The sequence below is a fragment of the Nocardia sp. NPDC056611 genome, assembly GCF_042792755.1.
In the GTDB taxonomy this organism is placed as follows: domain Bacteria; phylum Actinomycetota; class Actinomycetes; order Mycobacteriales; family Mycobacteriaceae; genus Nocardia.
Window position 1 is genome coordinate 161,323 of the sequence record NZ_JBHTVV010000009.1, and the last position, 11,969, is coordinate 173,291.

The 11,969-nt window shown below is 69.0% G+C and carries 13 protein-coding genes; 5 read left to right on the forward strand and 8 right to left on the reverse strand.

Annotated features, from left to right (window positions below; genetic code table 11):
* Nucleotides 1–2 precede the first annotated feature (2 nt).
* Nucleotides 3–956, forward strand: coding sequence for a sigma-70 family RNA polymerase sigma factor (locus ACFRAQ_RS33670; protein WP_379106936.1), 954 nt, complete (start codon nucleotides 3–5; stop codon nucleotides 954–956).
* Nucleotides 957–970: 14 nt separating this feature from the next.
* Here ACFRAQ_RS33670 and ACFRAQ_RS33675 read toward each other — a convergent pair whose 3' ends face one another.
* On the reverse strand, nucleotides 971–1,750 hold the full coding sequence (locus ACFRAQ_RS33675) for an alpha/beta fold hydrolase (protein ID WP_379106938.1): 780 nt from the start codon (nucleotides 1,748–1,750) through the stop codon (nucleotides 971–973).
* A gap of 59 nt (nucleotides 1,751–1,809) precedes the next feature.
* On the opposite strand from ACFRAQ_RS33675, the gene ACFRAQ_RS33680 reads away from it, so the two are divergent.
* Nucleotides 1,810–3,576 carry a GNAT family N-acetyltransferase gene (locus tag ACFRAQ_RS33680; RefSeq protein WP_379106940.1) on the forward strand — a complete coding sequence of 589 codons (1,767 nt, stop codon included), beginning with the start codon at nucleotides 1,810–1,812 and terminating at the stop codon, nucleotides 3,574–3,576.
* A gap of 42 nt (nucleotides 3,577–3,618) precedes the next feature.
* Here ACFRAQ_RS33680 and hisH read toward each other — a convergent pair whose 3' ends face one another.
* From hisH to ACFRAQ_RS33710, 6 genes are all read right to left on the reverse strand, one after another.
* On the reverse strand, nucleotides 3,619–4,257 hold the full coding sequence (gene hisH, locus ACFRAQ_RS33685) for an imidazole glycerol phosphate synthase subunit HisH (RefSeq protein ID WP_379106942.1): 639 nt from the start codon (nucleotides 4,255–4,257) through the stop codon (nucleotides 3,619–3,621).
* Nucleotides 4,254–4,886: an imidazoleglycerol-phosphate dehydratase HisB gene (gene hisB / locus ACFRAQ_RS33690; protein ID WP_379106944.1), complete on the reverse strand. Its 633-nt coding sequence runs from the start codon at nucleotides 4,884–4,886 to the stop codon at nucleotides 4,254–4,256. Before hisB ends, hisH begins: the two co-directional genes overlap by 4 nt.
* Entirely contained in the window at nucleotides 4,883–6,037 is a 1,155-nt protein-coding gene (locus tag ACFRAQ_RS33695) for a histidinol-phosphate transaminase (RefSeq protein ID WP_379106946.1), read from the reverse strand. The genes hisB and ACFRAQ_RS33695 overlap by 4 nt, the downstream gene beginning before the upstream one ends.
* On the reverse strand, nucleotides 6,034–7,371 hold the full coding sequence (hisD, locus tag ACFRAQ_RS33700; protein ID WP_379106948.1) for a histidinol dehydrogenase: 1,338 nt from the start codon (nucleotides 7,369–7,371) through the stop codon (nucleotides 6,034–6,036). The genes ACFRAQ_RS33695 and hisD overlap by 4 nt, the downstream gene beginning before the upstream one ends.
* A 126-nt stretch (nucleotides 7,372–7,497) precedes the next feature.
* Entirely contained in the window at nucleotides 7,498–8,313 is an 816-nt protein-coding gene (yidC, locus tag ACFRAQ_RS33705; RefSeq protein ID WP_379106950.1) for a membrane protein insertase YidC, read from the reverse strand.
* 158 nt (nucleotides 8,314–8,471) lie between these two features.
* Complete coding sequence (locus ACFRAQ_RS33710) at nucleotides 8,472–8,768, reverse strand: DUF6412 domain-containing protein (RefSeq protein ID WP_379106952.1); 297 nt, start codon at nucleotides 8,766–8,768, stop codon at nucleotides 8,472–8,474.
* A 301-nt stretch (nucleotides 8,769–9,069) separates the two neighbouring features.
* On the opposite strand from ACFRAQ_RS33710, the gene ACFRAQ_RS33715 reads away from it, so the two are divergent.
* Both ACFRAQ_RS33715 and ACFRAQ_RS33720 read left to right on the forward strand, forming a co-directional pair.
* The gene (locus tag ACFRAQ_RS33715) at nucleotides 9,070–9,873 is read left to right on the forward strand and encodes a hypothetical protein (RefSeq protein WP_379106954.1); all 804 of its coding nucleotides are present in this window, start codon (nucleotides 9,070–9,072) and stop codon (nucleotides 9,871–9,873) included.
* Nucleotides 9,870–10,439: a GNAT family N-acetyltransferase gene (locus ACFRAQ_RS33720; protein ID WP_379106956.1), complete on the forward strand. Its 570-nt coding sequence runs from the start codon at nucleotides 9,870–9,872 to the stop codon at nucleotides 10,437–10,439. The genes ACFRAQ_RS33715 and ACFRAQ_RS33720 overlap by 4 nt, the downstream gene beginning before the upstream one ends.
* 409 nt (nucleotides 10,440–10,848) lie before the next feature.
* On the opposite strand, the gene ACFRAQ_RS33725 is transcribed toward ACFRAQ_RS33720, so the two are convergent.
* Nucleotides 10,849–11,280 (reverse strand): MarR family winged helix-turn-helix transcriptional regulator, encoded by a 432-nt coding sequence (locus tag ACFRAQ_RS33725; RefSeq protein ID WP_379106959.1) that lies wholly within the window; start codon nucleotides 11,278–11,280, stop codon nucleotides 10,849–10,851.
* Nucleotides 11,281–11,377: 97 nt separating this feature from the next.
* On the opposite strand from ACFRAQ_RS33725, the gene ACFRAQ_RS33730 reads away from it, so the two are divergent.
* Nucleotides 11,378–11,797 (forward strand): heme-binding protein, encoded by a 420-nt coding sequence (locus ACFRAQ_RS33730; RefSeq protein WP_379106961.1) that lies wholly within the window; start codon nucleotides 11,378–11,380, stop codon nucleotides 11,795–11,797.
* Nucleotides 11,798–11,969 lie beyond the last annotated feature (172 nt).

The window sequence follows — 11,969 nt, forward strand, 5'->3', positions numbered from 1 at the left end:
TCATGGATGCCGCCACCGTGGCGTGTTTCGAGGCCAGTCGCAACCGGCTGGCCTCCCTCGCCTACCGTCTGCTCGGCTCGGCCGCCGACGCCGAGGACACGGTGCAGGACGCGTTCCTGCGGTGGCAGGCGGCCGACCGGGACTACATCGAGGTCCCCGAGGCGTGGCTGACGACAATCGTCACCAACCTGGCGCTCGACCGTCTCCGCTCGGCGCGGGTCCGCCGCGAACGCGCGGTCGGCGCCTGGATGCCCGAACCCTTGCTCGACGGCGACCCGATGCTGGGCCCCGCCGAAACCGCCGAACAACGCGAATCGGTGACCGTGGCGGTCCTGCTGCTGATGGAGCGCCTGACGCCGCTCGAACGAGCCGTTTACGTTCTGCGCGAGGCCTTTTCCTACACCCACGCCGAAATCGCCGACATCCTCGCCATCACCGAATCCGCCAGTCAGCAGCACGCCCACCGAGCCCGCCGCCGAATCACCGTCTCCGCCAACAACACCGGCGGCGACCCCGCCGCCGCCCGCGGCATCGTCCAGGCTTTCGTCGACGCCGCCACCTCGGGCCGCACCGACCACCTCGTATCCCTGCTCACCGCTGACGCGACCGCCACTTCCGACGGCGCGGGCGGCTCGGCGCCGAAGCTGATCCACTTCCTCACCCCCGAACGCGTAGCCATCGCTGTCCGAGCCGGATTCACCCCCACATCCGCCAAACTCCGCCAGTTCAATGGCGCCCCCACCATCCACGCCGCCGTCCTCAACGGCTGCCCCGCCATGCTCATCACCCTCGCCGACCGAATCCTCAGCGTCACGATCCTGGAACTGCGCGACGACAAGATCGCCGCCCTGCACGGCATCGGCGCCCCCGCCCGCCTCCACCGCCTCACCGAGCACTGGCGACGCCGCGACCACGACGCACCACTCGTCGAGCTGTGGGGCCGGACTCCCGAGTAGCGCGGCCGTCGTGCCTACCCGTGTCGTGCCACGTCCTCGCACAGGACGCTCGGCCAGCGAGCGAGATCGGCCGGTGTGTGCGCCACCTCCAGGGTGGCCTTCGGCAGCAGATCCACCAGCGCCTCGGCGGTCGACACCGGATGGGCGGGGTCGTCTATCCAGGCCAGCACCGTGGTCGGCACGTCGATCGCGGCGATCGCCTCGGGGGCGGGCAGGTCGCTCATCGCTGCCCCGCGGAACAGTGCGGGCAGTAGGTGCTCGGCGACATCCGGCACGGTTTCGGGCGTTCCGACGGTGGCCGGCGGGCGAGGCGCGGTGAGATCGGCGCCGAGGAAGGCGGCGAGTCCCTGCTCTTCGATCAAGCGAGCGTTCTTGCGGTAGATGTCGGCCTTCGCGGCTCGGGTGCGCCACGCGGTCGCGGGCACGAGCAGGGTGAGGCCGGCGAATCGGCCGGGATCGCGGACAGCGGCATGCAGCAGTGTCCCGGTACCCATCGACGGACCGACACCGTGCACCTGTTCACCGGGGAACCAGTGGTCGAGCAGGTTCAGCAGGTCATCGGCCAGAACCGGCCACCGATAGTCCTCGGGGACGGCACGACCCGTCGAGTGGCCGTGGCCGCGCGCGTCGTACCGCAGCAATCGGGTTCCGCTGAGTCCGCGGCCGAGATCGAGGTCCATCAGACGGTCGCGATGACGGCTGGAGGTGAGGCCGTGGAGTTGGACGACCGGGTGGCCACCCTCGTCGCTCAATTCCATGTCGATGTCGGCGCCGGAAACGCGGAAGGTCGGCACGGTGGCTCCAGGGTGCTGGTGAGACGGCGATCGCTCGAGAAGGAGCCTAGGATACCGTCATGCGGCTGACCAACGTCGCGCACCTGCGCCTGCCGTTCGGCCGCCTACTGGGCTTCGACGTCACCGTGGCGCGGGTGGGCCGGTCTCTTCCCGTGTCCTTCGACCAGCGACGCCATGTCGGCGCCGGCGACCGAGCGGGATCCTGGATGGCGTTGTCCTTCAAGCTCTCCGGGCCGGTACCGCCCGACGACCTCGCGGCCGCGTGGCTGGCGGTGATCGAGCGGCACGGCACGCTGCGGTCGGTCTTCGTGCCGGGCGCGGACGGCGAGCCTCAGCTGTACGAGGTCGATATCCTCCCCGGCGGCTGGGTCGAGCATGTGATCGCTCCGGGGCAGGCGGTCAACGATGCGCTCCGCGCCGTGCTCGACCGTGCTTGTTCACCGTACGGTCGTCCGTCGCATCGGCTGTGTGTGCTCGAGACCGCGGTCGGGCCGACCGTGGTGGTCGCCGCCGACCACTCGCACGTCGACATGTGGTCGATGCTGGTGATCGCGCGTGACCTGCTCGCCGCGCTGGCCGCGGTGCAGCAGGGTCGTTCACCGTCGTTGCCGCCCGTACCCGCCTTCGCGGAGCACACCCGCGCGCTGCGGGACCGCCCGCCGGCGCCCGCCGAGGTGCACCGCCGCTGGGCAGAGGTGCTGGCGGGCAGCGGCGATGTGATGCCACGATTCCCGCTGTCGCTGGGTGAGGCGGCGTTGCAGCAGGAGCGCGTGGAGGTGCGCGATGTGCTCGACGTCGACGACAGCGCCGCCTTCTCGGCGCAGGCCCGCGACGACGGCGTCTCGACCTTGGCGCTGGTGGTGGGGGCGATGACCGAGGTGACTCGCGAGCTGGCCGGCACCGCACTGCGGGCGGTGTTTCCGGTGCACAGTCGGTATGACACCACCTGGCACGACTCGGTGGGGTGGTTCATCACCAACTCGGTGCTCGAGTCGGCCGACTCCGATCCCCGTGCCAGTGCCGAGGCGGTGAAGGAGGCCGTCCGGATGGGGTCCTGGCCACTGGAGGACATCCTGCGTCCGTGGGGCGGGATGCCCGAGGCGCCGGGGATGTTCGCGATTTCGTGGCTGGACCTGCGCCGACTGCCGGTGCGAGTCGACGCGACCGGATTGGAGGCGCAATACGTCGGCGCGACGATTCGGACCGACGGCGTGATGCTCTGGTTCGTGCTCGACGAGACCGGGCTGCACCTGCGCTGCCGGTACCCGGACACTCCCGAGGCCCGGCGGCACGTCGGCGCCTGGCTGGACACGCTGATCGCCCGGCTGCAGGCACGGGCACGGGCTTCGGTCGGTGGCCGGCTCCGACTCGGCGACCGGATCTACCGTGTGCAGCGGGCGGCGCGCGCCGACGTTCCGGCACTGGTCGCGCTGCTCTCCGATGACGAGATCGGCCGTGCCCGCGAAGGTTCCGACATTGCCCGCTACGAGGAGGCGTACGACGCCATCACCAGCGATTCCTCGCACTATCTGGCCGTGGTCCGGGACGAGGGCGACAGGATCGTCGGCACCATGCAGCTCACCATCATTCCGGGCCTGTCCCGCGGCGGCGCCACCCGCCTCCAGATCGAGGGAGTTCGGGTCGCCGCCGCGGAACGCTCTCGCGGCATCGGGACCGCGATGCTCGAGTGGGCGCACGACCACGGCAGGCACCGAGGTGCGACACTCGCGCAGGTCACCACGGACCGGGTCCGCATGCGGGCTCACGCCTTTTACGCGCGGCTCGGGTACGACAACAGTCACGTCGGGCTGAAGCGGGCGCTCTGACCGATTCGCCGCGGAACCCGGAGGTTGGGCGAGCGCGGTCGATCAGATCGAGTCGACCCAGTTGCGGAGGAGGTGGGCTCCGGCGTCGCCGGACTTCTCGGGGTGGAACTGCGTCGCGGCGAGGGGGCCGTTCTCGACGGCGGCGAGGAAGGGGACGCCGTGTTCGGCCCAGGTGAGTTTGGCCGGGGCGATCTGGCCGCCGCCGTCGTCGGTCCAGCCCCAGTGTTGAGCCGCGTAGGAGTGGACGAAGTAGAAGCGGGTGTCGGCGTCCATGCCCGCGAACAGGACGCTGTCCGCGGGAGCCTTGACCGTGTTCCAGCCCATGTGCGGCAGGATCGGCGCGTTCAAACGCTCGACAGTTCCGGGCCATTCGGCGCAGCCGTCGGTCTCGACGCCGAACTCGACACCGCGCTCGAACAGGATCTGCATGCCGACGCAGATGCCCAGGACGGGACGGCCGCCGGAGAGGCGTTTGCCGATGATGCGGTCGCCGCGGACGGCGAGCAGGCCGGACATGCAGGCGGCGTAGGCGCCGACGCCGGGGACCACGAGACCGTCTGCGTTCAAGGCGGTTTCGGGGTCGGCGGTGATGATGACCTCGGCGCCGGTGCGGGCGAGGGCGCGGCCGGCGGAGTGCAGGTTGCCGGAGCCGTAGTCGAGCAGGGCGATCTTCTTGGTCACAGCGAACCCTTGGTGGACGGGACCCCGGACACGCGCGGGTCGTATTCGACCGCCGCGCGCAGTGCTCGCGCCACGGCCTTGTATTCGGCCTCGGTGATGTGGTGCTGGTCGCGGCCGTAGAGCACCCGCACGTGCAGGGCGATGCGCGCGTTGAGCGCGATCGACTCGAACACGTGGCGGTTGATCACCGTCGAATAGGACGCGGTCGGGGCGACGCTCGGAATGATGGTGTGCAGCATGTGATCCGGCTCGCCGGTGTGCACGCAGTACGGCCGGCCGGACACGTCGACGACAGCGTGGGCGAGGGTCTCGTCCATCGGGATGAAGCAGTCGCCGAAGCGGCGGATGCCCTTCTTGTCGCCGAGCGCCTGGCCCAGGGCCTGGCCGATGACGATGGCGGTGTCCTCGACGGTGTGGTGGGCCTCGATCTCGATGTCGCCCTTGGCCTGGACGGTGAGGTCGAAGCTGCCGTGCTGACCGAAGGCGGTCAGCATGTGGTCGTAGAACGGAACGCCGGTGGAGATGTCGGTCTTGCCGGAGCCGTCCAGGTTGAGCTCCACCACGATGCTGGACTCGCGGGTGATGCGCTCGACCCGGGCGATGCGGTCGGCGGGACGTTCGGTGGTCATCGGGCGATCAGCTCCTCGGACGCCAGTTTCGCGCTGACGCGCAGGAATTCGTCGTTCTCGGCGGCCAGGCCGATGGTGGTGCGCAGGTAGCCGGGGATGCCGACATCGCGGATGAGCACGCCCTCGTCGAGGTAGTGCTGCCAGGCGCGCGCCGCGTCGGCGAAGCGGCCGAACAGCACGAAGTTGGCGTCGGACGGGATCACGTCGTAGCCCAGTTCGGTCAGCGCCGCCATCACGCGGTCGCGCTGCGCGGCCAATTCGTGGACGCTGCCGAGGGTTTCGTCGGCGTGCCGCAGCGCCGCCCGCGCCGCGGCCTGGGTGACCACGGACAGGTGGTAGGGCAGGCGCACCAGCAGCATGGCGTCGATGACCGCGGGCGCGGCCACCAGGTAGCCCAGCCGCCCGCCCGCGAAGGCGAACGCCTTGGACATGGTGCGGCTGACCACCAGCTTGGTCGGGTACTTGTCGATCAGGCTGATGGCGCTGGGCGCGGAGGAGAACTCGCCGTACGCCTCGTCGACCACCACGATGCCGGGGGCGGCGTCGAGGATGCGCTCCAGGTCCGGGATCGGGATGCTGTGCCCGGTCGGATTGTTGGGGCTGGTCACGAAGACCACGTCAGGGTTCTTCTCCCCCACCGTGAGCACCGCGTAGTCGATGTCGAGGGAGAAGTCGCCGTTGCGCTTGGCCTCGATCCACTCGGTGTCGATGCCCTCGGAGATGATCGGGTGCATCGAGTACGAGGGCACGAAACCCAGTGCGCTGCGGCCGGGTCCGCCGAACGCCTGCAGCAGCTGCTGCAGGATCTCGTTGGAGCCGTTGGCCGCCCACACATTGGCCAGATCCACCGCGACGCCGGTCTGCCGGGTCAGGTAGGCGGCGAGGTCGCCGCGCAGGCCGACCGCGTCGCGGTCCGGGTACCGGTGCAGGTCGGCGGCGGCCGCGCGCACGGACTCGGCGACATCGTCGACCAGGTCCTGGCTCGGCGGGTGCGGGTTCTCATTGGTGTTGAGCTGGACGGGCACCGTCAATTGCGGTGCGCCGTACGGGCTCTTGCCGCGCAGGTTGTCACGCAGCGGCAGGTCGTCGAGCGAGATGGTCGAGCCGGGAACGGTCACGGCGCCTTCGTCCAGGCCGGCCTGGGCGCTCACCGCAGCTCTCCGAATCGCGCCTGCACGGCCTGGCCGTGCGCGGGCAGGTCCTCGGCATTGGCCAGTGCGACCACGTGCCCCGAGACGTCCTTCAACGCGGCCTCGGTGTACTCGACGACGTGAATGCCGCGCAGGAAGGTCTGCACGCTCAATCCCGAAGAGTGCCGGGCGCATCCGGCGGTGGGCAGCACGTGGTTGGAGCCGGCGCAGTAGTCGCCCAGCGACACCGGGGACCAGGCGCCGACGAAAACCGCTCCGGCCGAACGCACCCGGGCGGCCACGCCCGCGGCGTCGACGGTCTGGATCTCGAGGTGCTCGGCGGCGTAGGCGTTGACCACGCGCAGGCCCTGCTCGATGTCGTCGACCAGCACGGTGCCGGACTGCTTGCCCGACAGCGCTTCCGCGACCCGGTCGTGGTGCTTGACCACGGCCATCTGCGCGGTGAGCGCCGCGTCCACGGTGTCGGCGAGTTCGACGCTGTCGGTGACCAGGACGCTGGCGGCCAGCACATCGTGCTCGGCCTGGGAGATGAGGTCGGCGGCCACGTGCGCCGGGTCGGCGGTGGCGTCGGCGAGGATGGCGATCTCGGTGGGACCGGCTTCGGCGTCGATGCCGACCAGGCCGCGGCACAGCCGCTTGGCGGCGGTCACATAGATATTGCCGGGGCCGGTGATCAGGTCGACCGGTTCCAGCTGCGCGCCGTCGGTGTCGATGCCGCCGTAGGACAGCAGCGCCACGGCCTGCGCGCCGCCGACCGCCCACACCTCGGTGACACCCAGCAGCTGCGCGGCCGCCAGGATGGTCGGGTGCGGCAGACCGCCGAACTGGGCCTGCGGCGGGGAGGCCACGACCAGCGACTCCACGCCGGCGGCCTGCGCCGGGACCACGTTCATGACGACCGAGGACGGGTAGACGGCATTGCCGCCGGGCACGTACAGCCCGACCCGCTCGACCGGCACCCACCGCTCGGTGACGGTGCCGCCGGGCACCACCTGGGTGGTCTTGTCGGTGCGACGCTGGTCGTCGTGGACCTTGCGGGTGCGCTCGATGGCGACCTCGAGGGCGGCGCGGACGGCGGGATCCAGCTCGGCGAGGGCCTTGTCCAGTTCCGCGGCGGGGACGCGCACCGAGGCGGGCGTCACACCGTCGAACTTGGCGCTGAATTCCAGCGCGGCCTCGACGCCCCGATCGCGGATCGCCTCCACGACGGGCCGCACATGATGCAGCACCGAGTCCACGTCGACGCCCCCGCGCGGCAGAGCCGCGCGCAGTTCGGCAGCAGTGGGAGTACGTCCGCGCAGGTCGACGCGGGCGAGCTCGATGCGGCTGGTCATAGCGCTGTGCAGTCCTTGTCTGTGCTGATTCGAGGGGGTTCGCGACGCAGCCGAAACCGCTTGCGACCAGCTACCAGCCTATCCGGTCACCGCCACCGCTTTCTCCGCGCACCACCCGAGCGCCCGCTATTCGTGGGCGACCGCCGCCGACCCGGTGCTTTCGCCGCGTCCGCCCCGCTCGGCGCGGTCGTCGCCGAAGCGGGTCGCCACCACGTGTTGCTGGGCGAATGTCCAGGCATTCTGGGTGACGAAGTACAGCAGGATCGCGATCGGCATGACCGGTCCGACCACCAGCGCGCCCGCCGGGAACACCCACTGCGAGAGGGTGTTCATGATGCGCGCGGTCGAGGCCGCCGGGCCGTCGGCCGGTGCGGGCTGGCGGGCGATGGCGGCGCGGGCGGTGAAGTGGGTGGCGATGGCGGCGATCACCATGAGCGGAATGGCGACCGCGGCAATGGTTCCGAACTGCGAACCCGCCCCGGACAGCGTGGCCGCCAGCGGCGCGCCGAACAGTTTCGCGTCCAGGAACGACTGGACCTGCCCGGCGCCGAACACGTAATTCTGGGTGTGACCGGGCTGGAAGGACCGCAGCACGTGGTAGAGCCCGATGAACACCAGCGCCTGGCCGATGATCGGCAGGAACCCGGTCAGCACATTGACCCCGGACTCCTTCTGCAACTCCTGCATGGCCAGCGCCTGCTGCTCGCGGTCGCCCGCGTGCTTGCGCTTGATCTCCTGGATCTGCGGCTGCATCTCGGCCAGCTTCCGCGAGAACCGCAGCTGCGCCACGAACGGCTTGATCAGCAGTCCTCGCAGGGTGAGCACCAGGAACACGATGGCCAGCACCCAGGCCAGACCACTGGTCGCGCCCAGCACGGACGCGAAGGCGGTGTGCCACAACCACAGGACGGCGGACACGGGGTAATAGATGAAATCGAGCACGGGAGAACCTCGCTGCGCGGCGCCCGCACGAACGTGCGGGCGAGGGGAATTCGGACTGCGAAGAACCCGACAGCGACCTGGCCCGCCGGACCGTATGGCGTGATTCGATCCGCACCATCAGCTCGGAAGGCTGAGGTTCGGCTCCGGCGCGGGCGCTGTCAGGCCGCGAGAACTCCCGGCGCTCGCGGCCGCGGCCGCCCCGCCGCATCCGGATTGCTCTGCCGTAGGAAGGCACCCCGGCGACGCCGGGCGGCCGATTCCGGCGGACCCGCATGCGCGACGGCGACCAGCAGCGGACCCCGGGCCGACAACACGGCGGCAGTCACGGCGACCAGCGCGACCGCACCGAGCACCAGCAGCGAATCAGGATGTGCGGCACCCAGATACAGCACCGCCCACGCGGACACCACGAGCGCGCCCACCAGCAGCGCCGCCGTCCGAATCCGCCTGATCATGCGCTCGACAGTACCTGCGTTCCTCCCCCGGGGCACCCTGTGTTTCGCGCCACGGGACCCCGACGACACCGCGGTGAGGGATAGCCTGACGAATGGGGGTTCGGATCACAGCGAAGTCGAGGATGAGGTGAAGCGGCGAGAGTTCGGCATCTTGCTGGGGGCGACACTGTTGGCGACCAGCAACCGGTCGGTGGGTGTCGCTGACACACAGCGGGTATCGCGCGCCGTGGCCGCCTTTGCCGAACAGGATCAGCGTCTCGGTGGCGCAAGCCTGGTGGAGACCGCGGTGCGGTAACTCGAGGTGGCCAAGGAACTGCTCGAAACCTGCTCGTTCACCGACAGCGCTGGAAAGGCGTTCGCCAGTGCCGCAGGAAGCCTCGCGACCATCGCAGGGTGGCTCGCCTATGACGCCGATCAGCACCGGCTCGCGCGCAGCTGCTACAGCGACGCTTTCTCTCTGGCCAACCAGGCCGGCGACGACGAGCTCACGGTGCACGTTTGCCTCGGGGCCGCGCACCAGTCGATCACCGTGTCCCGCCAAGGTTTCGGCAACCCGCATCGGGCGCTCGCCTTGATCAGCAGGGCGCGTGAGCTCACCCATGGGCTACCGTCCGGGCGCCTACACGCATTGATCGCGACCCGGGCGGCGCAGGCCTATGGCGTGCTCGGTGACCGCATGAACTTCCGGCGAGCGATCGCGACGGCGTGGCGGGAACCCGACTTCGCGATCGAGCAGGAACCGCTCGCGGACTGCGCTGCTTGGCTGCGTTTCGTGACCTCGACCGAGGTGCGCTGCCACGAAGCCCGCGCCCACGGCGACCTGGGAGACCGAGCCAAAGCAGCCGATCTGTCCGGCGCCTTGGCCCTCGAGACCGCCGGTGCGCGAAACGCAATCAACTACAGGCCCGGTTGGGCGAGAGCGCTTGCGGAAGTGGGGGATCTGACTGAGGCGGTATCGGTCGGGTTGCCCGCACTCGAGCAGTTGCAGGCGGTTTCGTCGACCCGGACGCTTCGTGTCCTCGAGCCTGTTCGATCAGCTGTCCAGCCAGACAGCGCATTCGGTCTGCAGTTCGACGACCTGGCAAAGAAGGCGGCGCGTGTATGACAAGCGTGGATTTCGAGCACCTCACCGCGGCGGAGGCGCGAACGCACCGTACCGAGGTCGAGGACATCTACCGTGGCGCGTACGTGGACGCGATTCGCGCCGGCGCACCATTCGCGGATCCGGTGGCGTTCATGCAGCGGTTCGACGCCTACACCGCACCCAATAGACCTGGTGAATTCGAACAGATCATCGTCTCGATCAGCGGGCGGCCCGTCGGCCAGGTGTGGGGATGGTCGCTGTCCAAGGAAACCGCATGGTGGAATGGCCTACAGCTCGACGAACCGCAAGGTCACGACGACTTCACGGCTGAGGACGGCACACGCACCTTCGCGCTGAGCGAGCTCATGGTGAAGAAGGACATGACCGGCCGAGGCCTTGCGCGCACCCTTCACAACTCGGTGCTCCGATCGCGACCCGAGCAGCGCGCCACACTGCTTGTCCGGCCCGACAACACTCGCGCCTATCAGACTTACCTGCGGTGGGGTTGGTACCGGGTCGGCAGGCTCCGCCCAGGCTGGCCGGACGCGCCGCAGTTCGACGTCCTGATTCACGACCTTCGTCAATAGCTGCATCGAGGTCGGTCTCGTTGACCGCGCGCACCGAATCATCGAGACCGCGCGACCACATCCCGGCCGCCCCAGTGCGATACAGGCTGTCACACACCACGGTCAATTCTGGGAATTCTTCCAACCGTTGGGAATCCGTAGTTCACTCCGTCGCGGTATCGACCGGTTCACCATTACCCGCGGGCGCGCACCCGAGATCCGTTCCCCTCGAACAACCCCGAATCCGCAAGCGCAAACGATCGCTCCGCGAGCGTAGATCACCCTTGGAATGAGCACGATTCGGCAGCTGTGGACGTTCCGCCAGCCTCGGATCGTCACGCCCGGTTGGCCTTCCACCGATCCGCGCTGGCCGGTTCGGTCAGCGCGGTACGCGGCAGAAGAGTGCATTGACCATCCCCGCGTTGAAGATCTACTCAAGAACGCGGGTGAGTAGCGAGGCGAGATGATCTCGCTCAGTGGGAGACAGGCGGTGGAGCAGGTCGCTTTGAACAATCGAGAGTGCTGAGTCCAGCTTCTCGAGCCGTCGTCGACCCGAGCGGGTCAACGTGATCAGGTTGCGGCGTCGATCGCTGGGGTCCGGGGCGCGTGCGACGTGTCCTTGCTCGGTCAGTTCCTTGAGCATGGTGTGCATATCGCTCTGGTCGATTCCGCACCGTTGGCCGATCCGCACCTGGCTGTCCGGGCCGAATTCGTCGAGTGCGGCGAGGATCGCGAAGTGATAGGCGCGGCCGTCGACCGTGGCCATCGCTTCGCCGATGAGCCGGTGCGCCTGCACAGCAGTCTTGCTGATCAGCCATGTTGGTTTACTGCGCAGGCGGGTGGGTGTTTCCTCCAGCTCCATGGCCTGAAGTCTAGCCAAACTCTTGGACCGCCCCACGAATATGGTTATCCTTGGGGCGGCCAAGCTTGGTTGGTCCAAGAGATTTGAAGGTGGAGCGATGTCACTCACGTCGGAGCAAGCGCGAGCCGTCAGTGCCCGTGTACGAGAGCATGCCACCACACTCGGTGCGCGAGTCACGGTCGCGATCGTCGATGGCGGCGGACACGTGCTAGTTGTCGATCGCATGGACGGCGCGCCACCGCTATCGGCGCGCATCGCCCCGGCGAAAGCATCCAGTGTGGCGCTGTTCCAGCGTGACGGCGGCGAGTTGGTGCGAATGCAGCAGGCGTGGCCCGCACTGTTCGCACAGATGGATCAGGTTGCGGGCACACCCATCATCGCGGGTGCAGGTTCTCGGCTAATACGACGCGGCGATGCCGTCGTCGGTGCAATCGCGGTCAGCGGAGGCATCCCCGAACAAGACGACGCATGCGCAGAGGCTGGGCTCGCCTCGCTCCTGCCCGCCATGTCGGCTTAGCGAGGGGCCCCATCGGGAAACTGTGCGCGGACACGACCGCGCACAGCAGGCACCCAGACACCGGCACTGCGCGCTCATCGGCTAGTTAGAGACTGGTGTCAGGATCGGATCCCGGCCAGGATTTGATCCAGGTGCCCGGTGGGAGGCTCCCAATATTCGGCTGCCCGCTGTC

Bases quoted from the DNA above. Each gene is read 5' to 3' on its own strand.
- ACFRAQ_RS33670 (WP_379106936.1), top strand. From the start codon at position 3: ATGGATGCCGCCACCGTGGCGTGTTTCGAGGCCAGTCGCAACCGGCTG.
- ACFRAQ_RS33680 (WP_379106940.1), top strand. From the start codon at position 1,810: ATGCGGCTGACCAACGTCGCGCACCTGCGCCTGCCGTTCGGCCGCCTA.
- hisB (WP_379106944.1), bottom strand. From the start codon at position 4,886: ATGACCACCGAACGTCCCGCCGACCGCATCGCCCGGGTCGAGCGCATC.
- hisD (WP_379106948.1), bottom strand. From the start codon at position 7,371: ATGACCAGCCGCATCGAGCTCGCCCGCGTCGACCTGCGCGGACGTACT.
- ACFRAQ_RS33710 (WP_379106952.1), bottom strand. From the start codon at position 8,768: ATGATCAGGCGGATTCGGACGGCGGCGCTGCTGGTGGGCGCGCTCGTG.
- ACFRAQ_RS33720 (WP_379106956.1), top strand. From the start codon at position 9,870: ATGACAAGCGTGGATTTCGAGCACCTCACCGCGGCGGAGGCGCGAACG.
- ACFRAQ_RS33725 (WP_379106959.1), bottom strand. From the start codon at position 11,280: ATGGAGCTGGAGGAAACACCCACCCGCCTGCGCAGTAAACCAACATGG.
- ACFRAQ_RS33730 (WP_379106961.1), top strand. From the start codon at position 11,378: ATGTCACTCACGTCGGAGCAAGCGCGAGCCGTCAGTGCCCGTGTACGA.